At 47.0% G+C, this 25847-nt stretch carries 21 protein-coding genes and 3 tRNA genes; 2 read left to right on the top strand and 22 right to left on the bottom strand.

Features of this window, described 5'->3' with window-relative positions:
* Positions 1-65: 65 nt before the first annotated feature.
* The 15 genes from purB to lptB form a co-directional block, all read right to left on the bottom strand.
* The gene (gene purB, locus AAAT87_RS07440) at positions 66-1412 is read right to left on the bottom strand and encodes an adenylosuccinate lyase (protein ID WP_089544979.1); all 1347 of its coding nucleotides are present in this window, start codon (positions 1410-1412) and stop codon (positions 66-68) included.
* A 129-nt stretch (positions 1413-1541) separates the two neighbouring features.
* Positions 1542-1619 (bottom strand) — tRNA-Val (locus tag AAAT87_RS07435).
* A 47-nt stretch (positions 1620-1666) separates the two neighbouring features.
* Positions 1667-1741 (bottom strand) — tRNA-Val (locus AAAT87_RS07430).
* 48 nt (positions 1742-1789) lie between these two features.
* Positions 1790-1864, bottom strand: a tRNA-Val gene (locus AAAT87_RS07425).
* Positions 1865-2014: 150 nt separating this feature from the next.
* Positions 2015-2899 (bottom strand): OmpA family protein, encoded by an 885-nt coding sequence (locus AAAT87_RS07420; RefSeq protein WP_349226072.1) that lies wholly within the window; start codon positions 2897-2899, stop codon positions 2015-2017.
* A gap of 92 nt (positions 2900-2991) precedes the next feature.
* On the bottom strand, positions 2992-4869 hold the full coding sequence (gene mutL / locus AAAT87_RS07415) for a DNA mismatch repair endonuclease MutL (protein ID WP_349226071.1): 1878 nt from the start codon (positions 4867-4869) through the stop codon (positions 2992-2994).
* Positions 4870-4883: 14 nt separating this feature from the next.
* Complete coding sequence (locus AAAT87_RS07410) at positions 4884-6701, bottom strand: OstA-like protein (RefSeq protein WP_349226070.1); 1818 nt, start codon at positions 6699-6701, stop codon at positions 4884-4886.
* Positions 6698-8152, bottom strand: a complete 1455-nt coding sequence (locus tag AAAT87_RS07405; RefSeq protein WP_089544983.1) for a peptidylprolyl isomerase — start codon at positions 8150-8152, stop codon at positions 6698-6700. Before AAAT87_RS07405 ends, AAAT87_RS07410 begins: the two co-directional genes overlap by 4 nt.
* Positions 8153-8180: 28 nt before the next feature.
* Entirely contained in the window at positions 8181-9611 is a 1431-nt protein-coding gene (locus AAAT87_RS07400) for a peptidylprolyl isomerase (protein WP_349226069.1), read from the bottom strand.
* A gap of 16 nt (positions 9612-9627) precedes the next feature.
* Positions 9628-11112, bottom strand: coding sequence for an IMP dehydrogenase (gene guaB / locus AAAT87_RS07395; protein WP_298530243.1), 1485 nt, complete (start codon positions 11110-11112; stop codon positions 9628-9630).
* A 103-nt stretch (positions 11113-11215) separates the two neighbouring features.
* Positions 11216-13399, bottom strand: coding sequence for a DNA helicase RecQ (gene recQ, locus AAAT87_RS07390; protein ID WP_295024153.1), 2184 nt, complete (start codon positions 13397-13399; stop codon positions 11216-11218).
* A gap of 108 nt (positions 13400-13507) precedes the next feature.
* A complete protein-coding gene (gene clpX / locus AAAT87_RS07385) occupies positions 13508-14737 on the bottom strand; it encodes an ATP-dependent Clp protease ATP-binding subunit ClpX (protein WP_117662330.1) in 1230 nt (409 codons plus the stop codon).
* Positions 14738-14819: 82 nt separating this feature from the next.
* A complete protein-coding gene (gene clpP, locus AAAT87_RS07380) occupies positions 14820-15482 on the bottom strand; it encodes an ATP-dependent Clp endopeptidase proteolytic subunit ClpP (protein ID WP_089544988.1) in 663 nt (220 codons plus the stop codon).
* A 134-nt stretch (positions 15483-15616) separates the two neighbouring features.
* Positions 15617-16975, bottom strand: coding sequence for a trigger factor (tig, locus tag AAAT87_RS07375; RefSeq protein WP_153090981.1), 1359 nt, complete (start codon positions 16973-16975; stop codon positions 15617-15619).
* 163 nt (positions 16976-17138) lie between these two features.
* Positions 17139-17957: an LPS export ABC transporter ATP-binding protein gene (gene lptB, locus AAAT87_RS07370; protein WP_089544990.1), complete on the bottom strand. Its 819-nt coding sequence runs from the start codon at positions 17955-17957 to the stop codon at positions 17139-17141.
* A gap of 132 nt (positions 17958-18089) precedes the next feature.
* Between lptB and AAAT87_RS07365 the strand changes: the two genes are divergently transcribed.
* Positions 18090-18836: an MlaE family ABC transporter permease gene (locus AAAT87_RS07365; protein WP_349226068.1), complete on the top strand. Its 747-nt coding sequence runs from the start codon at positions 18090-18092 to the stop codon at positions 18834-18836.
* 11 nt (positions 18837-18847) lie between these two features.
* Positions 18848-19615: an ABC transporter ATP-binding protein gene (locus tag AAAT87_RS07360; protein ID WP_153098129.1), complete on the top strand. Its 768-nt coding sequence runs from the start codon at positions 18848-18850 to the stop codon at positions 19613-19615.
* 89 nt (positions 19616-19704) lie between these two features.
* Here the strand turns inward: AAAT87_RS07360 and AAAT87_RS07355 are convergent, their stop codons facing one another.
* From AAAT87_RS07355 to AAAT87_RS07325, 7 genes are all read right to left on the bottom strand, one after another.
* Positions 19705-20103, bottom strand: coding sequence for a hypothetical protein (locus AAAT87_RS07355; RefSeq protein ID WP_118312284.1), 399 nt, complete (start codon positions 20101-20103; stop codon positions 19705-19707).
* Between the two features lie 49 nt (positions 20104-20152).
* Positions 20153-21466 carry a ribosome biogenesis GTPase Der gene (gene der, locus AAAT87_RS07350; RefSeq protein WP_254953337.1) on the bottom strand — a complete coding sequence of 438 codons (1314 nt, stop codon included), beginning with the start codon at positions 21464-21466 and terminating at the stop codon, positions 20153-20155.
* Positions 21467-21615: 149 nt separating this feature from the next.
* Positions 21616-22497, bottom strand: a complete 882-nt coding sequence (era, locus tag AAAT87_RS07345; protein WP_089544995.1) for a GTPase Era — start codon at positions 22495-22497, stop codon at positions 21616-21618.
* 121 nt (positions 22498-22618) lie between these two features.
* Positions 22619-23632: a beta-ketoacyl-ACP synthase III gene (locus AAAT87_RS07340; RefSeq protein ID WP_153090983.1), complete on the bottom strand. Its 1014-nt coding sequence runs from the start codon at positions 23630-23632 to the stop codon at positions 22619-22621.
* The gene (gene rpmF, locus AAAT87_RS07335) at positions 23632-23817 is read right to left on the bottom strand and encodes a 50S ribosomal protein L32 (RefSeq protein ID WP_006848356.1); all 186 of its coding nucleotides are present in this window, start codon (positions 23815-23817) and stop codon (positions 23632-23634) included. The genes AAAT87_RS07340 and rpmF overlap by 1 nt, the downstream gene beginning before the upstream one ends.
* Before the next feature lie 29 nt (positions 23818-23846).
* Entirely contained in the window at positions 23847-24365 is a 519-nt protein-coding gene (locus AAAT87_RS07330; protein ID WP_296972387.1) for a YceD family protein, read from the bottom strand.
* Positions 24366-24511: 146 nt separating this feature from the next.
* Entirely contained in the window at positions 24512-25681 is a 1170-nt protein-coding gene (locus tag AAAT87_RS07325) for a sensor histidine kinase (protein WP_349226067.1), read from the bottom strand.
* Positions 25682-25847: the final 166 nt, after the last annotated feature.

Genomic DNA, 25847 nt, shown 5'->3' with positions numbered 1-25847 from the left:
TAATTATGTTATATATGATATGTCTTGATATATCCTTGGTGCCCGTTAGGGAAACTGCTTTTTGATTAAATACCGGTGTAATTGCTAGGAGTGATAGCCATCAGTTCTGCCTTCACGCTATCGCTTACATTCAATCCCTTGATAAACTCATGAATGGTCTCCTCTGTCATATGGGTATTGGTGCGGGTAAGCGCCTTCAATGCCTCGTATGGATGTGGATAAGCCTCACGACGAAGGATGGTCTGGATAGCCTCAGCTACTACAGCCCAGGTATTATTCAAGTCTTCCTGCAACTTCTCTTCATGAAGGATGAGCTTACGCAAGCCCTTCAATGTGCTCTGGATGGCGATGACGCTATGACCGAGAGGCACACCGATGTTACGGAGTACGGTGCTGTCAGTAAGGTCGCGCTGCAGACGGCTAACCGGGAGCTTCTGTGCCAGGAACTGGAGGATGGCATTGGCAATACCGAGGTTACCCTCACTGTTCTCGTAATCGATAGGGTTCACCTTGTGTGGCATGGCACTGGAACCTACCTCACCAGCCTTGATTTTCTGCTTGAAGTAATCCATAGAGATGTACATCCAGAAGTCACGGTCCAAGTCAATGATGATGGTGTTGATTCTGCGGATGGCATCAAAGATGGAACCCAGATGATCATAGTTGCTGATCTGAGTAGTATATTGCTCACGTTCCAAGCCCAGCTTCTCGCTGACGAACTTGTTGCCGAAAGCCTTCCAGTCATACTCAGGATAAGCTACATGATGAGCATTGTAATTACCGGTAGCACCACCAAATTTAGCCGTAAACTTGCAAGCCTTCAAAGAATCGAGCTGCTCGGTAAGACGATATACATAAACCATGATTTCCTTGCCCAAACGGGTAGGAGAAGCAGGCTGACCATGAGTCTTAGCCAGCATAGGTACATCCTTCCACTCATCAGCATAAGTCTGAAGCTGGGCAATCAGCTCTTCAACCTGAGGATAGAAGCACTCCTCCAGAGCTTCCTTCACTGAAAGAGGCACACTGGTGTTGTTGATGTCCTGAGATGTCAAGCCGAAGTGGATAAACTCCTTGTAGGCATCCAAGCCACCAATCTTGTCAAACTCTTCCTTGATAAAATACTCAACAGCTTTCACATCGTGGTTGGTAACCTTCTCAATGTCTTTCACACGCTGAGCATCGTTTTCGTTGAAATTACGATAGATGTCACGCAAACGCTCAAACAGCGACTGATCAAAAGAAGCCAGCTGCGGCAATGGTAACTCACATAAAGTAATGAAATACTCTATCTCTACTCGAACACGATAACGAATGAGAGCATACTCTGAAAAGTAGTTAGCGAGTTGCTCTGTTTTTCCCCTGTAACGACCATCTATAGGTGATATGGCTGTCAATAAATCTAAATTCATAACAATACGTATTATTAATATAGGGTGCAAAGTTAATGAATTCCTACGAAAAAACAGAAAAACTGAGAATTATTTAGCTTTAATTAAAACAAAAAGGTCTTTCAACGATTGTTGAAAGACCTTTTAACTTGGTGGGCGCTGACGGATTCGAACCGCCGACCCTCTGCTTGTAAGGCAGATGCTCTAAACCAGCTGAGCTAAGCGCCCAAGTATAATATAAATCATAATGTTTTTTACCACGGAATTGAGTTCCGTGGGCGCTGACGGATTCGAACCGCCGACCCTCTGCTTGTAAGGCAGATGCTCTAAACCAGCTGAGCTAAGCGCCCTAAAAAAATCCCTGCAACCACAAATGTGAATCACAGGGAACACCCCTGTGGGCGCTGACGGATTCGAACCGCCGACCCTCTGCTTGTAAGGCAGATGCTCTAAACCAGCTGAGCTAAGCGCCCTTACTTTTCGTAAGCGGTTGCAAAGGTACTACAAATATTTGATTCCACCAAACTTTTTCCGACTTTTTTTTCATTTTCGTTGAAAAAACATGAAAAAAGGCATTTTCCACGGGGAAAAATGCCCTTTATATAGGCTATTTTAGCCAAAACTTACTGTTCTACTGAATCTGCAGGAGCATCTTCTGAATCTGCAGGAGCTACGTCGGTAGCATGCTCTGTCTCCTTCTCTCCAGCCTGCTTTTTCTCCAAAAGTCCTCTCAAACGCTCGGTTTCTGCATTGGCATCTTCCAAAGCAGCATTCAGGGCATCCAGTTCCGACTGGTGAAGCGTATCAACAATATCCATATCCGGAGCCTTTCTCCAACGGGAAGAGCCCAGATTGTAGGTAACACCCAATTCGAAATAGTAATTCTTGCATCGGCGGGTCCAAGACTGGGAGGCACTTCCTGCACAATTATCAATGTTATGATCGAAGGTATTCAGACCAGCCTCAGCAAAAAGCTGAACCTTTTCTGCCACCTTCCATGCCGAATGAAGACCCAGACTGTAATTCATGGCATAGTTGTCGTGAGTCATCGATCGGCCCACACCGGCACCGGCAAACGCCATCATGTTCCAGACGCGCTCTTCCTTATAACCCTTGAAAAGGTTGGTCAGGTTGAACATCACCTGCTCATTGGCTACCCAATACTTGTTACCGTTGCCCTCATTGGTATCCTCGTTCCAGTCGGCATCCACCTTCTTTCCCCAGAATCCCTGAATCTTAGTACGAAGACCGATACCTGGCGTAAACCACTTACCGAAAGCCAGGGAGATGCCCGGATTGCTGCGGAACTTCTTGAAAGGACTCTTCGACAGATCGTGTCCTCTCTCTTCGGCAGAATACCATGCATTCCAGTCCAAACCAGCCTGCACAAACCAATTACTGCCAAAAGAATTGGTGGCAATACTATATTTTTCTTCAGGAACTACGTCCTGAGCAAAACTTCCCATAAAAACACTAGCCAAAGCCAGCAAAGCAAATATCTTTTTCATACCTATCTATTTTTAACTTTCAGTTTAACTACACCTTATTATATATAGCAATCTTCGATATTATATATAGCATTCCTTGATGATAGAAGCAACTACCCCAGAAGATGCTCTATCTCCTGCTGCTGGAGGATGCAGAGCACCGACTTACCATCAGGAGTATAGTTCACATTCTCGCAGGCGAAAAGTCCATTGACCAATCCTTCCATCTCCTCATTGCTCAACACCTGTCCGTGCGGTATCGCTGCTTGACGGGCAAGCGAAAGAGCCAGGGCTTGGTTGATTTCATCCATGGCAGAGACTCCTTTCTCCACAGCACTGGATACCATATCCTGTACCAGTCTTACCGGATTCATACCTTCCAGACCGGCAGGTACGGAGTTGACGGCATAGCTGCCACCTCCCAGATCTTCCAATTCAAATCCCATCCCGTTCATTTCCGGCAAGATCTTTTCGAAGATTACCTTCTCCGACATCGGGAACTGCACCACTTCCGGGAAGAGAACCTTCTGGGAATGGAAGGTGCGCTCGGCAAGCTGCTTGAGATACTGTTCGAACAGGATACGCACATGGGCACGATGCTGGTCGATGATCATCAATCCCGATTTCACGGCAGTCATGATATACTTGCCTTTATACTGATAATGGGATGGCGACTTCTCGGCTATAATACTGTTAGCCGTAATACCTGCAGCAGTAGCCTGTTCGGGCTCATCAAAGAGTTCCATCGTATGCTGCTGTTCATCCTGATCTTTCAACCCCTCGTAAAGCTGTTCCCAGTTCTGGTCTATCTCCGGTTTGGTACTGGAAGGACCAGGAAAACAGGCTCCTACAGGCTTCGCCATAGTAGTAGAACGGGTTTTGAAAGGATTATATCCTGGATTGACGCTGATCTTCGGAGCCGATGCCGAAGGAATCTCTTCCGGATTGAACATCGGGATTTCCGGCTTATCCTCGGTATCGAAGTCGATGGTAGGTACATCATTAAACATACCGATGCTCTCCTTCACGGCAGCCGAGAGAATCTGCCAGATAGCCTGCTCATTCTCAAACTTGATTTCGGTCTTGGTAGGATGGATGTTCACGTCAATGTCCTTAGGATCCACCTCGAAATAGAGGAAGTAAGGCACCTGCTCTCCTACCGGAATTAAACGGTCGTAAGCCGCCATCACCGCCTTGTTGAAATAAGGATGCTTCATGTATCTGCCGTTCACAAAGAAGAACTGATGCACTCCTTTCTTGCGGGCAGCCTCCGGTTTGCCGGCAAATCCGGAAACCTTGCACATGGTTGTCTCTACATTGACGGGCAAGAGATCATGATTGAACTTCTTGCCAAACACATCCAGAATACGCTGGCGCAGATTGGCAGCCCGAAGATTGAACACTTCCGTGCCATTGCTGTGCAGGGTAAACGAAATCTGCGGATTCACCAAGGCAATGCGCTCAAAAGCGGTAAGGATGTTATTGAGCTCGGTAGAATTCGATTTCAGGAATTTACGGCGGGCAGGAACATTGTAGAAGATATTGCTCACAGAAAAGTTGGTTCCCACAGGACAGGCACAAGGTTCCTGGCGCTCATACCGGGAACCCGATATGGCTACGAGGGTACCTATCTCGTCAGACTCCTGACGAGTTTTGAGTTCCACCTGTGCCACGGCAGCGATAGAAGCCAAAGCTTCTCCTCGGAATCCCATCGTACGGAGGGCAAAGAGATCGTCTGCCTTACGGATCTTAGAGGTGGAATGGCGCTCAAAGGCAAGGCGGGCATCCGTCTCCGACATTCCCTTGCCATCATCAATGACCTGGATGTTGGTGCGACCCGCATCCACCACGACCACCTGAATATTCCTGGCGCCGGCATCAACAGCATTCTCCACCAGCTCCTTGATGACAGAAGCTGGTCGCTGTATCACTTCTCCTGCTGCTATCTGATTGGCAACAGAATCTGGTAAAAGTTGGATGACATCACTCATCGTCGTTTCTTTTTTTATTTACGTTTGTTTTTCTTGGTAACTTTTGGCGCTACCTTTGAGATTTTTCTGGAAGCTGCACGAACAGTTTTCTTAGGAGCTGTCTTGGATGCCTCCTTGTCAGTTTTCCCTGAGGCAGTCTCAGCTTCAGCCTTTTCCTTGTCCTTCTTGAGAGATTCCTTCTTCAGGGATTGCAAAGGTGCCTCATGGCGCTTGATGGATTTCAACTCCGTGCCACTCGACTTGCCACGCCAAACAAAAATATCATTCTTATCCTTTGGTCGGAGGTCCTCAAACCATGCAAAGTTAGGTAGCTTATACTTGGCAGGCGGAACCTGGGTAATCGGATACATGGTACTGGTAAACTTATTGGTCCAGATTTTATCCAACTTTCTGGCTGCTCCCAGATACATACGCATGGTATCGGTCTCCAGATAGTTGAGTCCCACCAGGGAACTGTCCTTGTCGTTGGTCATATAATAGACCGTCTGCACATTGCCGATTGCTTCCGTCATCTTCATTTCTCCTTTTTCGAAATAGGATTTCATTTCAGAAGAAGTAATCTGATTATAATGTACGCTGTCTGGCATCTGCTCGATAGAGAGAGCCTGACCGATGACATGGGCAAAGCGGATGGTGGAGTCTGCCATATAAGCTCTGATTTCCTCACCGAGCATCTGCCGGTTGGCATTCCAGATAACAGGATCCTTATACATCGTCATACAGGAATCCTTGGAATTGAAAACCAGGGAATCGCAGATAGCCTGCATGTCGTTGCGGAAAGCACGGACATGCGGATAGGCATGCACCTTGCGATATACCGAATCTGTATTGATATTGAAAGTATAGATGCGCATAGTATCTGAATGCATCCACAACGTATCTTTTTGAGAATAGTCGATGGCTACAGGTCGCTTGGTAGCGAATCCCATTCCCGTCTTCTCATTATAACGGAGATAGTTGCAGGTAAGTGAATTTTTGTTCTTCTTATCCACATATACAACATTGCCATAACCCGTACTCTCGCCATTCTTCACATAGTAGAGACTGTCACCGGTAATCGACTTATCCTTATCCACCAAGGTAGAACGGCCGAAGAGCTTAGCCTTATCGGTCTTGGTATCATAATAACCATCTGCCGTATGCACCACGCTGGAACCGGAAACAATCTTGGAAGGTCCCACCATGTGGGCGGTAGAGGTTGGAACGTCATAATACAAGGTATCGGTGGTAACCACATCCTTACCACTGCGCAACTTCACATTGAAGACGAACTTTGCCTCTCGGGTCTCGGTATGATATTCTCCCCAGTCGGAAACCAGTCGGTCCTTACCGTCGATGAGCGTACCTCCGTCAAAGAAGTTCGCCATGTTATACAGACGGTCAAAATCCAGACTGTCCGTCTTCAGGGTCTGTCTGCGATGGTGCAGTACCACATTTCTGCGGGCATGCATCATCTGCATCATACCATCATATTCTGCCCTCTCGCAGGTAAGCGACAAAGTATCACCCTGACGGTAATGCACATGACCGAAAGCCTTCACAGAGTTGGTACCCTGATAGAAATAGGCACTGTCGCAGGTGAGATGACCTCCCTGGTGCATAAACGAAACCTTGCCCTTTACAATCTGGGCATCAGGGTTTCTGCCAAACATATCGTAGCGCAGCTCATCGGCATGAAGAAGATAGACTCTCTCACCCTTAGGTCGCTTCTTATGTTTCTTCCTAGGTGCCTGCATAGCCTGCACCAGACAAAACCCAAATAGGCATAGAATCAATATGAAAAAGATTCTATGCCCGTTCTTGTTAATATTATGTTGCTTGTTATTGATCATTTAACCCAACCTTGATATTCAAAATTGCAATTCTTGTAGCGATCGTTCATACGAACGTAGGTCTTCTTAATCTTGTCAACCACCCAGTCATGCAACGTTTTTTCTCTTTCCTTGGCAAGGACGACATCCTTCATTACCTGGAAATCTTCAGTAATGGTAGCTCTATGGCCCTCTACCCTACTCACCAACTTGATCAGGGCGCAGGTAGTCTTGCCCTTGCTGTTGACCATGGTAAAAGGTGCAGAAATCTGGCCTACCTTCATGGTATCTACCACACGTGCCACCTCTGTAGGAAGATCCTTCATCTGGAACTTAGAGGTACGGTTGTCTGCCTGGGCTGTATTTGCCATCAATCCCTTGTTGTTGCGGGTATCCTTATCATCAGACAATGCCTCTACGGCTGCCTCGAAGGTAAACTTCTTGGCACGGATATCATTACCGATGGAATCCAGACGACCGATAGACTTGTCGATAGCCTCCTGTGAAACCTTTGGCTTGAGCAGGATATGACGGCACTTGATCTTGTCACCTCGCTTATCAATCAACTGGATGATGTGATAACCGAACTCAGACTCCACAATCTTGGAAATCTTCTTTGGGTCAGTCAGGTTGAATGCCACATTGGCAAATGCAGGATCCAACATACCACGTCCGATATAATCCATCTCACCACCCATTCGGGCTGAACCCGGGTCTTCACTGTACAAACGAGCCAAAGTAGCGAAAGTAGTCTCACCCTTATTCACACGGTCGGTGAAGTCACGCAACTGGTTCTTCACACGGCTGATTTCTTCCATAGGAATACGAGGCTGCATGGTAAGAATCTCTACCTCCACCTCTGTAGGAACGAATGGAATACTGTCTGTAGGCAAGTCATTGAAATACTTACGCACCTGTGCAGGTGATACCTTGATATCCTTCACCAGTTCCTGCTTCATCTTCTGGATGAGCTGGCGGTTCTTGAAATCATCATGCATCTGCTGGCGCATCTGGGTGATGCTCTGCTTTCGGTATTCCTCCAGCTTCTCACGGGATCCAATCATGGAAACCCAGTAGTTGATCTGGTCGTCGATGCCCTGCATGACTTCCGATTCAGACACCTCGATACTGTCGATGGCAGCCTGGTGCAGGAAAAGTTTCTGCACGGCAATCTGCTCAGGAATAGAACAGTCTGGATCGCCGACGAACTTGATGCCATCAGCCTCCGACTGCAAGCGGGTAACCTCGACGTCAGACTTGAGGATAGCCTCATCTCCAACTACCCAGATCACCTCGTCAACAATACTTCCCGGGTCGATTGACTGCGAGTCGTTCACCGCTTCCAACTTTGCCGAATCACTGTCGGCAACCGAAGCATGGCGACTCATGCCCATACGTGAGGCGCTTGCGCTCATGCCCATGATAAGGAGCAATGCGATAAACGCCAGACTCATTTTATATCCAGTCTTCATAGATCTGTATTCTGCTTGAATTTTATATTTAATGTTTGTTTACCGTGGCTAATACCTCAGGGTACACCACAAACTGATATTTCTTTCTTAATGTTGCCACCCATTCCTTCTCCAGCTGGTCCTGATAGTCGGCTATCACCCAGGCTTTCACATCCGTGTATTCCTTAGGTCCCTTCTTGAGAATTTTTCCGAATGTAGCATCGTAAGGATATCCTTTAACCTTCTCTACCTTGGCACTTGTCTTGAACACCAGTGAATCCACTACAGGATGATCTCCCTTCTTGAAGATTCCTTCCTCCACCTGGACACGCACCACCGAATCGGCATTAAACTTCCTTCGAAGCAACTCTGCCCATTGGCTGAAAGGCTTACCCTTTACGCATTTCTTGACCGCTGCCACATCGGCAGCATCCTTTGTATGGTAAGCAATACCCTTGAAGCGGGGATGCTCCCATCTGTATTTCTTCTTGTTCTTGGCAAAATAAGCAGCTTGTGCCTGTTCATCATTCGCCGCTTTCTCCCATACCATCCGGTTGCTGATTTCATAGAGCAGCAATCCTTCGTGATACTCCTGCATGAGATATTTCAGATTCTTGTCGTGAGCCGACAATTCTGAAGCTTTCTGATCCAAGACGGTTTCACGGTCACTTCCCGCAGGCAACGTCCTGGCAATGGAATCCAACTTTTCGTTGATGATTCTTTCTCTGATTCCCTTGGCATCGATGAAACGAAGGATATCGTTCTTCACCGAATCATAAGGATAGAAGTCCTGCTTTCCCATCAGCTTGATGATGTGATAGCCAAACTCGGAGAGGATTGGCTTGCTGATTTCTCCCACCTTGAGTGAGAACGCAGCATCCTCAAAAGTCTTCACCGTCTGCCCTCTTGATATCCAGGAGATGTCTCCGCCCTTGACGGCAGAACCCTGGTCATCAGAATACTTTCTGGCATATCCGGCGAAATCGCCTCCTTTGCATAGAGCCTGATAGATAGATTGAGCCTTCTGTCGCGCCGTTTCCTGGTCTGCAGCAGAGGCTTTCTGTCCCAAACGGATCAATATGTGGGCAGGATGAACCATTCCGCCCGACTTACTGACACGTTGTTTCGCTTCTTCGTAAATTTTCTGCGCTTCCGCCTCCACATCTCCCGAACTGATCATCGCCGGACGTACCTGTTGGTCACGATACTGCAGGAACTCCTGTTTGAAAGAAGCCGTTGTATCGATACGGGCATCCAATGCCGCCAAAACCTTAAGTTTGTAATTAACAAATAGGTCAACATACTCATTGACTGTCTTCTTGTCAATCACGCCCTCGGAATTGTTTTTGTTATAAGAATATTCAAATTCCGAACGACTGACAGGCTGACCATTGATAGTCATGATAGTAGGGTCGTCGTTTTGAGCAAAAGCTATGCTCCCCGAAAGGAGCATAGCTGCAAAAAGCGCATAAAATCTCATATTACTTTTCAAATAATTATTCTGGGCGGCTGTAATTAGGAGCCTCACTGGTGATAGTGATATCATGTGGGTGGCTCTCCAATACACCGGCATTTGTAATGCGGGCAAACTTAGCGTTGTGCAAGTTCTCGATAGTAGCAGCACCACAGTAACCCATACCAGAACGCAAACCACCAATCAACTGGTAGATAACCTCCTGTACAGTTCCCTTGTAAGGAACACGACCTGCGATACCCTCTGGTACAAGCTTCTTGGCATCCTTGGTATCACCCTGGAAGTAACGGTCCTTAGAACCATTCTTCTGCTCCATAGCCTCGAGAGAACCCATACCGCGGTAGCTCTTGAACTTACGGCCGTTGAAGATGATAGTATCGCCAGGGCTCTCCTCAGTACCAGCTACCAATGAACCGATCATTACGCAGCTACCACCAGCAGCCAGAGCCTTCACTACGTCACCAGAATAGCGCAAACCGCCATCGGCAATCAGAGGAACGCCTGTACCCTTCAAGGCAGAATATACATCATAAACAGCACTCAACTGAGGCACACCTACACCGGCAACGACACGGGTGGTACAGATAGAACCAGGACCGATACCTACCTTTACGCCATCAGCGCCATTCTCTACCAAATACTTGGCAGCCTCGCCAGTAGCAACATTACCTACTACTACATCTACCTGTGGGAAGGCAGCCTTAACCTGCTTGAGCTTCTCGACAACACCCTTAGAGTGACCATGAGCAGTATCAATAACGATGGCATCAGCACCAGCCTCAACCAAAGCCTTGGCACGGTCCAAGGTATCAACAGTAACACCTACACCGGCAGCCACGCGAAGGCGACCCTTGGCATCCTTGCAAGCCATTGGCTTGTCCTTTGCCTTGGTAATGTCCTTGTAAGTAATCAAACCTACCAAGTGATTCTCATTGTCAACTACAGGGAGCTTCTCAATCTTGTTCTCCTGTAAGATGGCAGCTGCGGCAACCAAGTCGGTCTGGATGTGAGTGGTAACCAGGTTCTCGCTGGTCATTACCGCATCTATCTTCTTGTCCATGTGACGCTCGAAACGAAGGTCACGGTTGGTCACGATACCAACGAGATGATTCTCGTCATCCACCACTGGAATACCACCGATATGATAGTCGTGCATCATATCCAGCGCATCCTTCACTGTACTGCCACGACGGATGGTGACAGGGTCATAAATCATACCATTCTCAGCACGCTTCACGATAGCCACCTGACGAGCTTGCTCCTCGATGGTCATGTTCTTGTGGATGACACCAATACCACCTTCGCGGGCGATAGCAATCGCCATTGAAGCCTCGGTAACGGTGTCCATCGCTGCTGTAACGAATGGAACGTTCAACTCGATGTTACGAGAGAACTTGGTTTTCAACTCTACCTGTTTTGGTAGTACCTCTGAATAAGCAGGGATCAGAAGGACGTCGTCGTAAGTGAGACCGTCCATTACAATTTTATCTGCAACAAATGATGACATATTGTAACCTTTAAAAATTTATTGCGTGCAAATTTAGCAATAATTTCTCAGATAGAGTTCGCTTTTTACGAAAATCTTACCTTATTAATGCTATTTAACGTGATTAGTTGGCTTGTTCGGACAAAAACTTGATTCTAATCAGTCGAATGTCCTCTTCTGTGTAGTCTTCATCCAACTCATCGAGTGCCGCATCCAAGTCGTCTGTTTCGCTCTCCATGAAATAGTCATAGATGTCGTCGATCTTGTCGTCATCCATCCTGCCTTCGATGAAATAATCGATATTCAACTTGGTTCCGCTATACACGATTGCCTCGATTTCGTCCAAGAGATCAGCGAACTCCAAACCTTTGGCGCTGGCAAGATCTTCGAGGTCGATCTGTCGGTCGATGCTCTGGATGATATTCACCTTGAGCAATGACTTCTTGGCAACGGTCTTCACGCGCAACTCCTCTGGTCGCTCTATTTCATTTTCTATACAATAGTTCTGGATCAGCTTACAGAATTCCTTGCCATAACGCTTTGCCTTACCAGCTCCCACGCCCTGGATGTTCTGCAACTCCTGCAAGTCGTGCGGATACATGGTAGCCATCTGCTCCAGCGATACATCCTGGAAGATGACGTATGGTGGCAACTTGCGCTTTTTCGCCACACTCTTACGCAGGTCTTTCAACATGGCAAAGAGAGTTGGATCCAGTGCTTCTCCGTTGTTACTGCCTTCGTGAGCACTCTCTACATAATCGTCCTTAAACTCCTTGTCGGCAACGATCATGAAAGAGGTTGGATTCTTCAGATAACGCTTGCCGGCGGCAGTCAACTTCAAGAGTCCATAGTTCTCTACATCCTTCTTGAGATAACCGGCTATCAATGCCTGGCGGATTACCGGATTCCATACCTTGGCATCCATATCCTCACCGGCTCCAAACTCTTCCAGGTTGTCGTGCTTGTGGGAAACGATGTCGTCGGTGGCACGGCCTTTCACGAAATCGATGATGTACTCCTGACGGAAGTTTTCCTTCACGGCAGCCACAGCCTCCAAAACCACTATCAGGGCATCCTTAGCCTCAAACTTCACGGAAGGATGCAGACAGTTGTCGCAATTGTGGCAGTTTTCCACATCATATTCTTCTCCGAAATAATGGAGCAGCATCTTGCGGCGGCAGACAGATGATTCAGCGTATGCGGCAGTCTCCTGCAGGAGCTGTCGGCCGATATCCTGTTCAGCCACAGGTTTGTTCTCCATGAATTTCTCCAGTTTTCTCAAATCCTTGCGTGCATAGAAAGCGATGCAGATACCTTCTCCTCCATCGCGTCCGGCACGACCGGTCTCCTGATAGTAACCTTCCAGACTCTTTGGAATATCATAGTGGATGACAAATCTTACATCCGGCTTGTCAATACCCATACCGAAGGCGATAGTCGCCACGATGACATCGATACGCTCCATCAGAAAGTCGTCCTGAGTCTGCGAACGGGTTGCAGAATCCAGACCTGCATGATAAGGAGCAGCCTTGATATCGTTTGCCTTGAGTACTTCAGCCAGTTCTTCCACTTTCTTTCTGGACAGACAATAGATGATGCCACTCTTACCTGGATGCTGACGGATAAACATGATAATCTGGCGATCGATGTCGTTGGTTTTCTGGCGCACCTCGTAGAAGAGATTCGCACGGTTGAAGGAACTCTTGAATTCCCTGGCATCCACGATGCCGAGGTTTTTCTTGATATCTGTACGCACCTTGTCGGTAGCCGTTGCCGTAAGGGCAATGACCGGTGCCTTGCCTATTTCGTTGATGATAGGGCGTATGCGTCGGTACTCTGGGCGGAAATCATGTCCCCACTCAGAGATACAGTGTGCCTCATCCACGGCATAGAAAGAGATTTTGATGGTCTTCAAGAACTCTACATTATCTTCCTTGGTCAGAGATTCCGGTGCCACATAGAGGAGCTTGGTCTTGCCACTCAATATGTCGCCCTTCACCTTCTCAATAGCCGATTTGTTCAGAGATGAATTCAGATAGTGAGCCACGCCATCGTCTTCGCTCAGTCCATTGATTACATCCACCTGATTCTTCATCAGGGCAATCAGTGGTGAGATAACAATAGCTGTTCCATCCATGATCAAGGATGGAAGCTGATAACACAAGCTCTTGCCACCACCAGTAGGCATCAACACAAACGTATCGTTGCCTTCCATCAGGTTCCTGATGATAGATTCCTGCTCGCCTTTAAACGAATCGAAACCGAAATAATGTTTCAACTGTTCTGTAAGATTTACCTGTTCCGTCATATCCAACTTTAATTTTATATGTCTTTATATGGTATATAGAAATCAGCCGGGATTCTCTCCCAACTGATTTGATTATATTTACAAAGAAGATGCTTGCCGGAATCCTCCTTACGCAGACTCCAGCTGTCCAAGATGAGCCTTGTCGAGCTGTCCCTTGGCATAATCCAATGTCACTTCAAACTTCTTGATCTTCTTGGATGGTACCTCAAACATCGCATCGGTCATCACTGCCTCTACGATAGAACGAAGTCCACGGGCACCCAACTTATACTCCACAGCCTTATCTACCATGAAGTCGAGTGCTTCCTCTGTAAAGCTGAGTTTGATGCCATCCATCTCGAAGAGCTTCATATACTGCTTCACGATAGAGTTCTTTGGCTCTACCAGAATCTTGCGCAGCGCATCTCTATCCAAAGGATTGAGATAGGTGAGCACAGGCAGACGACCGATGATTTCAGGGATCAGACCGAATGACTTCAAATCCTGTGGCAGGATGTACTTCATCAGATCCTTCTTATCTACCTTGGCAACATTCTGTACAGAGTTGTAGCCTACCACGTGGGTGTTCAGGCGCTGGGCAATCTTGCGCTCGATACCGTCGAAGGCACCACCGCAGATAAAGAGGATATTCTTGGTATCCACATGGATGTAATCCTGATCAGGATGCTTGCGTCCACCCTTTGGCGGTACGTTCACCATAGTTCCCTCCAGGAGTTTCAAAAGTCCCTGCTGTACACCCTCTCCACTTACGTCGCGGGTGATAGATGGGTTGTCGCTCTTGCGGGCAATCTTGTCAATCTCGTCGATGAAGACGATACCACGCTGGGCAGCCTCCACATTATAGTCGGCTACCTGGAGCAGACGGGAGAGGATACTCTCCACATCCTCACCTACATAACCAGCCTCGGTAAATACCGTAGCATCCACGATGGTGAAAGGTACATCGAGCAACTTGGCAATGGTACGTGCCAGCAATGTCTTACCGGTACCGGTACTACCCACCATGATGATGTTGCTCTTTTCTATTTCCACGCCTTCCTTATCCTCAGGCTGCTGCAGACGCTTATAGTGATTATAGACAGCAACGGCAAGATGACGCTTGGCCTGTTCCTGTCCGATGATATATTCATCGAGATATTCCTTGATCTCCATAGGCTTTGGCACCTGCTTCAAGGCAAACTTCGCGTCATCGCCCTTTGGATTCAATACGCCAGTCTGCTGCACTATCTCAAATGCCTGCTTGGCGCACTCCTCACAGATAAAGCCATTGATACCCGTGATCAACAACTTCACTTCATTCTCGCTTCTTCCACAGAAGCTACATGCTTTCTTTGGCATAATGTCTTTTCCTTTTTCTTCTTTATACCTTATTATAATATATACCTTATATTATATATAGCAATCTTGATATACCGTCCCGTTACTTGCGTACCAGGATATTATCAATCATACCATATTCCTTTGCCTCCTCGGCAGTCATCCAGTAGTTACGGTCGCTATCAGCATAAACCTTGTCGTATGGAGTATGAGAATGCTCAGAGATGATGGTATAGAGTTCCTTCTTCATCTTCAGGATCTCACGAGCCTCAATCTCGATATCAGAAGCCTGACCCTGAACACCACCCAATGGCTGGTGAATCATCACACGGCTATGTGGCAAGGCAGAACGCTTGCCTTCCTGACCTGAAACGAGCAATACGGCAGCCATGGAAGCAGCCATACCTGTACAGATGGTAGCTACATCACTGGTAATAAACTGCATAGTATCATAGATACCCAGACCGGCAGTAACGCTACCGCCAGGACTGTTCAGATAGATGGAAATATCCTTGCCGCTATCTACAGAGTCGAGATAGAGCAGCTGTGCCTGCAGGGTGTTGGCTGTATAATCATCAATTTCTGTACCCAGGAAGATGATACGGTCCATCATCAAGCGAGAGAACACGTCCATCTGGGTAACGTTCAACTGACGCTCCTCCAAGATATAAGGGTTCAAATACTTAGCCTGCGACTTCATCACGTCGTCAAGCACCATCCCATTCATACCAAGATGCTTGGTAGCATATTTTCTAAAATCGTTCATATCTATATTACTTTTTTCTTCAAAATAAGGAACAAAAAAGAGGTTATCGACCTCATTATCTCATTCGGTGGAACAAAGATAATAAAAAAAGTCGATAACCTCGTATTTATTTGAAGTTTTTTTTCAAAAAAGTGTTATTCCTGCATCATCTTGTTGAAATCCTCTACAGAAATCTCCTTTTCATTGAGCTTAACAGCGCTCTTGAGAGCTGTAGCCAACTTACGGTCGATAGAGCGATCTACCAATGCGTCAACAGAGTCACCCTTCTTGAGAATCTCGTTAGCATAGTTCTCGATATACTCCTCTGGGATGTTTGTCATACCATACTGAGCGAACTGAGCACGAGCTGCCTCCTTAGCGGTCTCCTTGATATCCTCGTCGTTCACCTTGATATCCTGAGCCTTGATGAGCTGCTCCTTGATGAGGTGCCATGTCAACTCCTTGATGCTCTGCTCGTAGTTCTTCTCTACGAACTCCTCACCCTTGTCCTTGTTGTTAGCCAACATGATGCGCTTCAAGAGTGCATCTGGGAATGTCAACTCGCCAACCTTCTTCTCGCAGTGCTCGCGAACGTCGAGGATGAACTTGTAGTCAGAGTCGTTAACCAACTGCTCCTGCAAGCCCTCAGCGATCTTAGCACGGAAAGCAGCCTCGTCCTTCACGTCAGTATCCTCACCGAATACCTGCTTGAAGAGCTCCTCGTTAACCTCGTGCTTCTTGAAGCGCTGGATCTCTGTGATCTGGAAGCTGAAATCAGACTCCAAGTCAGCAACAGCCTCACGCTCGATCTTCAAGAGAGAAGAAACCTCTGTATCGTTCTCTGGATAAGCCTTCTTAGGGTTGAAAGTGATTACATCACCCACCTTAGCGTCATTAAAGAGATTCTTCTGCTCCTCTACCTTGATGTAGCTAGGCATCAGGATAGCACCCTCAACAGTAATACCACCTTCCTTGGTGTTACCGTTCTCGTCGAGCTCACGGATATCACCCTTCAAAAGGTCGTTCTCCTCATACTTCTCGCCCTTCTCGTAGCTACCTGCACGCTGAGCGTACATCTCTACCTGCTGGTCGAGGATCTTATCGTCAACCTTGATGTTATAGTAATCAACCTTATCGCGACCGTTGAGAGTAACCTTGAACTCAGGTGCAACAGCGATGTCGAACATGAATGTGAAGGTTGTATCCTTCTCCAGGTCAGCTGGCTCCTGCTTCTCTGATGGGAGAGGCTCGCCGAGCATCTGGATATTGTTGTCCTGTACATACTTGTAAATCTCCTGGCCAACGAGCTTGTTGATGGCCTCCATCTTTACAGATGCACCGAACTGGCGCTTAATCATACCCATAGGAGCCTGACCAGGACGGAAACCTGGAACGTTAGCCTTCTTTCGGTAATCTTTCAATGTCTTCTCGACTTCGTTCTTATAGTCTGCCTCCTCTACAACGAGAGTCATAAGACCATTAATCTTGTCAGGATTTTCAAATGAAACTTTCATCTTGATTTTTTATTTTTATTATTATTAATTATTATCTTGTTCAATCGGTTCAGGCTCTCCCTGACGCTCCAGGATAAGCCTTTTACACAATCGGCTTGCAAAATTACGCATTTTTAGCCGATATACCTAATATATAAGAGAAAAATTTGTTTTTTTAACCTAATTACTCCTTATCTCTTGCTTTTTTCTGCTCATCCAGCAGCTGGAAGTCCTTCTTTCTAAGCACAAAGCTGGTTGTAAGGTACTTCTCCTTCACTGTCTTGTTTTCTGCCAGCTCCTCCGGAGTTCCCTGGAAGAGGATGCGGCCTTCGAAAAGCAGATAGGCTCTGTCAGTGATGGTAAGTGTCTCATCCACATTGTGGTCGGTGATGAGGATTCCGATGTTGCGGTACTTCAGTTTCCAAACGATATGCTGGATTTCCTCTACCTGGATAGGATCGACTCCGGCAAATGGCTCATCGAGCATGATGAACTTAGGATCGTTGGCAAGACAACGTGCGATTTCCACTCTTCGGCGCTCACCTCCGGAAAGCTGGTCGCCCAGGTTCTTGCGCACCTTCTGCAGGTCGAAGTCCTTGATCAGGCTCTCCAGTTTCTCAAGCTGATAGGCTCTTGGCTTGCCGGTCATCTCAAGCACCGACATGATATTGTCTTCCACACTCATCTTGCGGAATACGCTCGCCTCCTGTGGCAGATAGCCGATTCCGGCACGGGCACGCTTATACACAGGAAACTTGGTAATTTCCTGATCACCCAGATATACATGTCCCTCATTAGGTACCACCAGTCCGGTGGTCATATAGAATGAAGTAGTCTTACCCGCACCATTCGGTCCGAGCAAGCCCACAATCTCACCTTGCTTTACATTGATGGTTACACCATTGGCAACGGTTCGCTTGCCATAGCGCTTTACCAGTCCTTCTGTTCGCAGTACTAATCTGCCGTCAGAAGACTGCTGCTCTGAATTCATTATTTCGTCCATAATTAGCTAATTTGACTGCAAAAATAATAAAAAACGGGGAAATATCACCTTAAAAAACTAAAACTATTCATAATATTGCAGTTTTTTAGAGGATTTTGCTTAATTTTGCAGCAAAATTCATAGAATATTGACATGATAATAGAAAAATGGCTTACCACCTTCGGTAAATATTTGATATTGATGGGCCGCTCGTTCTCGCGACCAGAACGTATGCGCATGTTCCTCAAGCAATATATCAAGGAAATGTCTCAGCTGGGAGTCGATTCCATCGGCATCGTACTCCTCATCTCATTCTTCATCGGTGCAGTTATCTGTATCCAGATGAAACTGAACATCCAGAGTCCATGGATGCCTCGATGGGTTTCGGGTTATACCACCCGAGAAATCATGCTGTTGGAGTTCTCTTCCAGCATCATGTGTCTCATCCTCGCCGGAAAGGTGGGTTCCAACATCGCTTCCGAGCTGGGTACCATGCGAGTAACCCAGCAGATCGATGCACTCGACATCATGGGTGTCAACTCTGCATGCTATCTGGTGCTGCCCAAGATTCTCGGTCTGGTCACCATCATGCCTTTCCTCGTCATCTTCTCATCTCTGATGGGCATCATCGGTGCATACGGTACGGCATTCATCGGACATATTCTCCCGCCGGATGACCTTACCCTGGGACTCCAGCATTCCTTCAACCAGTGGTTTGTGTGGATGAGTATCATCAAGAGTCTCTTCTTCGCATTCATCATCTCCAGTGTTTCCTCCTACTTTGGATACACCGTGGAAGGTGGTTCGGTAGAGGTAGGTAAATCTTCCACCGATGCCGTGGTATGCTCCAGCGTTCTCATCCTCTTCTCGGATGTGTTCCTTACTCAATTACTCTCTTAAAGACTCTGGCTATGATAGAAGTTCAAAATCTTACAAAAGCTTTCGGCGACAAGACCGTACTCGATAATATCAGTGTGAAATTTGAAACGGGAAAGACCAACCTCATCATCGGACAGAGTGGTTCGGGAAAGACCGTGTTGATGAAGAACCTTGTCGGACTCCTCGAACCTACCAGCGGAAAGGTACTCTACGACGGCCGCGACTTCGTGCAGATGAGCAAGAAGGAGAAGGTGATGATGCGACGCGAGATGGGTATGATCTTCCAGAGCGCAGCCCTCTTCGACTCGCTCAATGTGCTGGAGAACGTGATGTTCCCCCTCGATATGTTCTCGAATATGAATTACAGGGAACGTGTGAAGAGAGCACAGGAATGTCTCGACCGTGTCAACCTGATTGACGCCCAGCAGAAATACCCTGGCGAAATCTCGGGTGGTATGCAGAAACGTGTTGCCATCGCCCGCGCCATCGTGATGAATCCGAAATACCTCTTCTGCGATGAACCGAACTCGGGTCTCGACCCAAAGACTTCGCTCGTCATCGACGAACTCCTCTCGGGCATCACCAAGGATTACAATATGACAACCATCATCAATACCCACGATATGAACTCTGTAATGGGTATCGGTGAAAACATCTGCTTCATCTGCAAGGGTCACAAGGAATGGCAGGGCAACAAGGACCAGGTAATGTCTTCTACCAACGAGCAGCTCAACGACCTCGTCTTCGCTTCCGACCTCTTCAGAAAGGTGAAGGAAGTGGAAATGAAAGAGAAGAAATAAAACAGAGAAACAGAAAGTTTCAAATCCGATTTCAATAAAAAAAGCTATCTGCCAGCAAGCAGATAGCTTTTTTTATTGAAATCGGATACTTATCTCATTTTCCATTCACCTTTCACCTCTACCATCGGAACCACGATCTGTTCCTTGGTACTGTCTCCATAAGCCACCTGCAGGAAGACATCAGCCACATGGCGGGCGGTATCAGCCTTGGCATTCAGCACATCAATCTTCTTCATACCTGCATGCTCTTTCTGCTGCTGCTCCACATACATTTCCGCATTGAGCACCAGCTGCTCGTGATATCCTTTCGGAATACGGTAAGGTTGGTTGAAACCAGCCACATACTCCTCATACTTTCCTTCCAGGAGCAGGTCGTAATATCCCTTGGCTGCGATACCTGCCAAATAGCCAGGGTCAGGACTCTCCTCCTTGCAGGAAGAAAGTCCCAACCCCATGCTGAATATCATAAAAAACAAAAGTTTCTTCATTTTATAGATGCTTTTGCCCTTTCAGGGCGTCCTATCCATTACGCTTCAATTACTTCTGACGGATGAAGACATTGATTGGACAACCATGCAATGACCAGTTCTCACGGATCTTGTTCTCCAGGAAGCGGCGATAGTTCTCCTTTACATACTGTGGCAGGTTGGCATAGAACACAAACGATGGAATCGTAGTGTTAGGCAACTGTGTACAGTACTTGATCTTGATATACTTACCCTTCACGCTCTGTGGTGGATAAGCCTCGATGATAGGCAACATCACCTCATTGAGCTTGGAAGTACCGATATGAGCCTTGCGGTTCTGGTAAACCTCCTTGGCAGTCTCCAGTACACGGAAGATACGCTGCTTGGTCAATGCAGAAGCAAAGATGATAGGGAAATCCACGAATGGAGCCATTCGGTTGCGGATGGCATTCTCGAAGGTATCGATCACCTTCTGGTTCTTCTCCTCTACCAGGTCCCACTTGTTGACTACTACCACCAGACTCTTGTTGTTCTTCTGGATCAGCTGGAAGATGTTCATATCCTGTGTCTCGATACCACGGGTGGCATCCAGCATCAGGATGCAGACATCACTGTTCTCAATGGCACGGATGGAGCGCATCACGGAATAGAATTCCAGGTCCTCGCTCACCTTGTTCTTTCTGCGGATACCGGCAGTATCTACCAGGTAGAAGTCGAAGCCGAACTTATCGTAACGGGTATAGATACTGTCACGGGTAGTACCGGCAATCTCGGTAACGATGTTTCTATCCTCACCGATGAAGGCATTGATGATACTGCTCTTACCTGCATTAGGACGACCTACCACAGCGAAACGAGGAATATCCTCCTCGATAACTTCCTCAGGATTATCCTGAAGCTTGTCCAATATGATGTCGAGCAAGTCACCCGTACCACCACCTGTTGCAGCACTGATACACTGAGGATCACCCAAGCCCAGCTTGTAGAACTCGGCAGCCTCATAATACTCAGCACTGTTATCCACCTTGTTGGCAACAAGGATTACAGGCAGCTTGGCACGACGCAAGATGAGGGCAACATCCTCATCCCAGTCGGTCAAACCGGTGTTTACATCTACCAGGAAGAGCACCAGGTCGGCCTCTTCTGTAGCTACCAACACCTGCTTGCGGATAGCATCCTCGAAAATGTCATCTGATTTAACGACCCAACCACCGGTATCCACCACAGAGAATTCTCTGCCGTTCCAGCTGCACTTGCCATACTGACGGTCGCGGGTAGTACCAGCCGTATCACTAACGATAGCGCGACGAGATTGAGTCAAACGATTGAATAAAGTAGATTTACCCACGTTAGGGCGACCTACGATTGCTACTAAATTTGCCATAAATAGTCATTCGCCTCCTTCCTTTCAGGAGGTATCATGGATGTGGTCTCTGCATCCAAGTTAATAATTTGCCGAAGCTGACCTTGCTCCGGCCCTCGCTCCTCTGGCGAGAGTCACTCCCTCGATTACATTCAGGGAGGAGAAAGTTGTTATTCCGGATTATATCCGAAGGCATCGAGTTCTCGCTGAGAACTGCGCCAATCCTTATCAACCTTTACGAAGGTCTCCAGGAATATCTTCTTGCCGAAGAACTTTTCCAATGCCTTTCTACTCTCGGTGTTCACCTTCTTCAGAGCCACGCCCTGATGGCCGATGATGATTCCCTTCTGGGAGTCACGCTCTACGTAGATCACGGCATTGATGTGGATGCGGGTATCATCCTCCTTGAACCGCTCCACTCTCACCTCTACAGCATAAGGAATTTCCTTGTCGTAGTAGAGGAGAATCTTCTCACGGATAATCTCCGATACGAAGAAACGGGCTGGCTTGTCGGTCAACTGGTCCTTGTCAAAGAACGCAGGCGACTCAGGCAACAGCTCCTTGATACGCTTCAGGAGCATATCCACTCCAAACTTGTTTTTCGCAGAAATAGGAAGAATCTCGGCATTCGGCAACAGAGAGTGCCATTTTTCCACGATATCTCCCAACTTCTTCGGGTCGCTCTGGTCAATCTTGTTGATGAGCAGGAGCACCGGAATCTTCATCTTCTTCACCTTCTCCAGGAATTCGATGTTCTTCTCAGGATTCTCTATCACATCAGTAACATAAAGCAGCACATCGGCATCAGCCAATGCACTCTCCGAGAAGGCGAGCATCATCTCCTGCATCTTGTAGTTTGGCTTCAAGACGCCAGGGGTATCCGAAAACACGATTTGCATATCATCGGTATTCACGATACCCATGATACGATGACGAGTGGTCTGCGCCTTGAAGGTAGCGATGCTGATACGCTCGCCCACCAGTTGATTCATCAGCGTACTCTTACCCACATTAGGGTTACCCACGATATTTACAAAACCTGCTTTATGCATACGATAAAAATTGATTTTAAGCTAAAGAAACGCATCCTTGCTTATTCACTATATTATAGATGAAGTAAGAAAGATGCGTTTCCTTATATAGATAATTATTCTATCCTATTTTTGATATGTCTTACTTGCCGCAAGCAGCACCATCGTATGCCCACTTATAGAAAGAGGCACCATGTACGAAACCTGCACCAAAGGCTGTGAAGATGATGTTGTCACCCTTCTTCAACTGGCTTTCAGCATCCCAGAGTGCCAATGGAATTGTAGCAGCACTGGTATTTCCGTAACGCTCGATGTTTACTACCACCTTGTCAAGTGGAATTCCTGCACGCTTGGTCACTGCCTCGATGATTCGGAGGTTCGCCTCGTGAGGAATCACCCAGTTCACATCATCAGCCTTCAGATTGTTCATCTCCATGATCTTCATCACGTCGTTGCTCATATCGGTTACTGCGTAACGGAATACGGTACGACCTTCCTGATAAAGATAATGCAGACGATGATCTACGGTGAAGTGTGAAGGAGGGCAAACAGAACCACCAGCCTTCATGTGGAGGAAAGGCAAGCCTTGTCCATCGGTACGAAGGTATGAGTTCTGAACACCTACATTCTCCTCTTCTGTAGCCTCTACAAGAACTGCGCCGGCACCGTCGCCGAAGAGCACACAGGTAGCACGGTCGGTATAGTCAACCAGTGAAGACATCTTGTCTGCACCGATGACGATGATCTTCTTGTATCTTCCACTCTGGATCATGCTTGCCGCAACATCGAGAGTGTAGAGGAATCCACAGCAAGCTGCAGAGAAGTCGAATGCGAAAGCGTTCTTCAATCCGAGCTTACCGAGGACGATAGATGCTGTAGAAGGGAACTTGTAGTCAGGTGTTGTGGTTGTCACAATCAAAGCATCGATTGTGTCTGGATCCACACCAGTCTTCTGAATCAACTGCTTAGCAGCTTTACGTGCCAAGTAGCTGGTTCCGAGACCTTCCTCTGTAAGGATGTGGCGCTCTTTGATACCCACACGGGTGGTAATCCACTCGTCTGTAGTATCAACCATGCGAGACAACTCCTCGTTGTTGAGGATGTAGTCTGGCACGTATCCACCCACACCTGTAATTACAGCATTGATTTTACCCATTATTCAGCTGCTTCCTTAACGATAGCCACCTTGCCTCTGTAGTATCCGCAAGTTGGGCAAACAGTGTGGTAAACATAATATGCACCACAGTTAGGGCAAACTGCCAATGTAGGAGCTACTGCCTTATCATGAGTTCTTCTCTTAAGTGTACGTGTCTTTGACTGTCTTCTTTTAGGATGTGCCATAATTTTTTAAATGTTTTAATTTTTGAATTTTACTTTTTTAATTTTAAAAGAGCTGCCCATCGTGGATCTACAGTTTCTTCGTCTTCCTCACCGCTTCGGGCGGCAGAATGCTGTTGGAGCATTTCAATCATAGCAGGATTGCATTTTCCAGGTGCATGCACGTGCTTGATGGGAATGTTAAGATCTATAAATTCATAGATGAACCACGAGATATCGAGCATTCCTTCGTTCTCGGCCACAATCACGAGGTCATCTTCTTCTGAGTAGTCGTCTCCGAACTTGACCATGAGTCTGTCATCGGTCTCAATGGACTGGTCCATATCATCCAGACAGATGTCACATGGTATGTGTACCACTCCCTCTGTGTGAAAATTGAGCTCGAAGAAGTCGTCCGTCCTGTTGATGGACAGACTACTCTGCAACTCGCCTCTCTGAATATCAGGAGCGTCTATTGCCTGAAAGTATTCATCGTCTAGCTTAAACTCCAAGTTTGTTACCCCTTGAGGCAAAGCTTTCAAATCAATCTTAAAAGACTCTATATTACACATAATTCAATATATACCATATTGGTTTCGGGCTGCAAAGTTACAAATAATTTTTGAGATAAAATAATTTTTTATGTAAAAATCACTAAAATCTCTCATTATTAAACGATTATTCTCGGATAATTTGCCATTTTCTGGCTTTTTCAGGCTCAGGATTCCATCTTGAGTTCGATTCTGAAGGTTGTACCCTTACCTGGTTCGCTGCTTTTTATCCATATCTTGCCATGATGGTATTCTTCCACGATTCGCTTCGCCAGCGACAGTCCCAGTCCCCAGCCACGCTGCTTTGTGGTAAAACCGGGACGGAATACATGCTTCAAATCCTTCTTCCTGATGCCCTTACCTGTATCTTCTACTTCAATGATGGCACGATGTGAAGCTTCCATCAAACGGAGGGTAATCCGTCCGCCTTCTGCTCCCATCGCATCTACGGCATTCTTGCAGAGGTTTTCGATCACCCATTCAAAGAGGGAAGCATTCATCCTGACGATAACTTCATGAGAAGGCATTTCCTTCACCAGCTGCACCTTCCGAGATGTTCGACGGTCCATATACGCTATGACATGCTCCAGCACCTCGTTCAGACTAGCTGGTACCGGCTCCGGCAGCGAACCGATCTTGGAGAATCGGTCGGCAATCAACTGGAGCCTCTTCACATCCTGGTTCATCTCAGGAATCAGTTCATCATCGGGATAATTCATACGGAGGATTTCAATCCAGGCCATCAGACTGGAGATTGGGGTACCCAACTGGTGAGCGGTTTCCTTCGACAGTCCCACCCATACATTGTTCTGTTCCGCCTTTTTGGAAATAAGCAGAGCAAAGATAGCGATGACCACAAAGAGCAGCACAACCCCTAATTGTATATAGGGATAAACAGAAAGCCTGCGTATCATCACCGATTCATCATAACACACCTGCAGATAATCATGGGCAGAGTCATCGAGTTCTATCTTGATATTCTTGCCCTGAGCCAGCAGTCGCTGTCCGATAAGAGAAGCCTGACGCAAGGAATCCTGTTCATCCCTAGCCTCAATCTCCACATTTCTGAAGGTTTGAGCCTTATTCTGGTCATCGAGCACGATGACAGGGATACTATGATTTTCATTAATCACCTTGAGCACCAGACTCAGATCCGTATTTTCATCAGCCTTATTGAGAGAGCGCATAGCTTCTGCCCACACCTCCATCCTATTCCGTTCCTCCAGCGCCAGATCCCGCACCAGTAAATGAGACACGAGCAAAGAGGCGACAGCAATCAAAACCGCTGCTATCACCCAGTAAATCTTCACCTGTCGTATCCTATCTGTCCAATTCATGCTGCAAAGATACAAAAAATCTGTGAGTATCTGTGAAATCTGTGGGAAAACAAAAAAAAGCCTCAGAAATCTTTCGAAATCTGAGGCTCTTGATAAAAGAAGGCGGCTACCTACTCTCCCGCATTGCATTGCAGTACCATCGGCGCAAGTGAGCTTAACTTCTCTG

The sequence above is a fragment of the Segatella sinensis genome (genome assembly GCF_040095255.1).
Taxonomy (GTDB): Bacteria; Bacteroidota; Bacteroidia; order Bacteroidales; family Bacteroidaceae; genus Prevotella; species Prevotella sinensis.
This window is presented reverse-complemented; position numbering and strand designations above follow the sequence as displayed.

Excerpts from the sequence above, each read along its gene's own strand:
- purB (WP_089544979.1), bottom strand. The coding sequence starts at position 1,412 with ATGAATTTAGATTTATTGACAGCCATATCACCTATAGATGGTCGTTAC.
- AAAT87_RS07420 (WP_349226072.1), bottom strand. The coding sequence starts at position 2,899 with ATGAAAAAGATATTTGCTTTGCTGGCTTTGGCTAGTGTTTTTATGGGA.
- mutL (WP_349226071.1), bottom strand. The coding sequence starts at position 4,869 with ATGAGTGATGTCATCCAACTTTTACCAGATTCTGTTGCCAATCAGATA.
- AAAT87_RS07410 (WP_349226070.1), bottom strand. The coding sequence starts at position 6,701 with ATGATCAATAACAAGCAACATAATATTAACAAGAACGGGCATAGAATC.
- AAAT87_RS07405 (WP_089544983.1), bottom strand. The coding sequence starts at position 8,152 with ATGAAGACTGGATATAAAATGAGTCTGGCGTTTATCGCATTGCTCCTT.
- AAAT87_RS07400 (WP_349226069.1), bottom strand. The coding sequence starts at position 9,611 with ATGAGATTTTATGCGCTTTTTGCAGCTATGCTCCTTTCGGGGAGCATA.
- guaB (WP_298530243.1), bottom strand. The coding sequence starts at position 11,112 with ATGTCATCATTTGTTGCAGATAAAATTGTAATGGACGGTCTCACTTAC.
- recQ (WP_295024153.1), bottom strand. The coding sequence starts at position 13,399 with ATGACGGAACAGGTAAATCTTACAGAACAGTTGAAACATTATTTCGGT.
- clpX (WP_117662330.1), bottom strand. The coding sequence starts at position 14,737 with ATGCCAAAGAAAGCATGTAGCTTCTGTGGAAGAAGCGAGAATGAAGTG.
- clpP (WP_089544988.1), bottom strand. The coding sequence starts at position 15,482 with ATGAACGATTTTAGAAAATATGCTACCAAGCATCTTGGTATGAATGGG.
- tig (WP_153090981.1), bottom strand. The coding sequence starts at position 16,975 with ATGAAAGTTTCATTTGAAAATCCTGACAAGATTAATGGTCTTATGACT.
- lptB (WP_089544990.1), bottom strand. The coding sequence starts at position 17,957 with ATGGACGAAATAATGAATTCAGAGCAGCAGTCTTCTGACGGCAGATTA.
- AAAT87_RS07365 (WP_349226068.1), top strand. The coding sequence starts at position 18,090 with ATGATAATAGAAAAATGGCTTACCACCTTCGGTAAATATTTGATATTG.
- AAAT87_RS07360 (WP_153098129.1), top strand. The coding sequence starts at position 18,848 with ATGATAGAAGTTCAAAATCTTACAAAAGCTTTCGGCGACAAGACCGTA.
- AAAT87_RS07355 (WP_118312284.1), bottom strand. The coding sequence starts at position 20,103 with ATGAAGAAACTTTTGTTTTTTATGATATTCAGCATGGGGTTGGGACTT.
- der (WP_254953337.1), bottom strand. The coding sequence starts at position 21,466 with ATGGCAAATTTAGTAGCAATCGTAGGTCGCCCTAACGTGGGTAAATCT.
- era (WP_089544995.1), bottom strand. The coding sequence starts at position 22,497 with ATGCATAAAGCAGGTTTTGTAAATATCGTGGGTAACCCTAATGTGGGT.
- AAAT87_RS07340 (WP_153090983.1), bottom strand. The coding sequence starts at position 23,632 with ATGGGTAAAATCAATGCTGTAATTACAGGTGTGGGTGGATACGTGCCA.
- rpmF (WP_006848356.1), bottom strand. The coding sequence starts at position 23,817 with ATGGCACATCCTAAAAGAAGACAGTCAAAGACACGTACACTTAAGAGA.
- AAAT87_RS07330 (WP_296972387.1), bottom strand. The coding sequence starts at position 24,365 with ATGTGTAATATAGAGTCTTTTAAGATTGATTTGAAAGCTTTGCCTCAA.
- AAAT87_RS07325 (WP_349226067.1), bottom strand. The coding sequence starts at position 25,681 with ATGAATTGGACAGATAGGATACGACAGGTGAAGATTTACTGGGTGATA.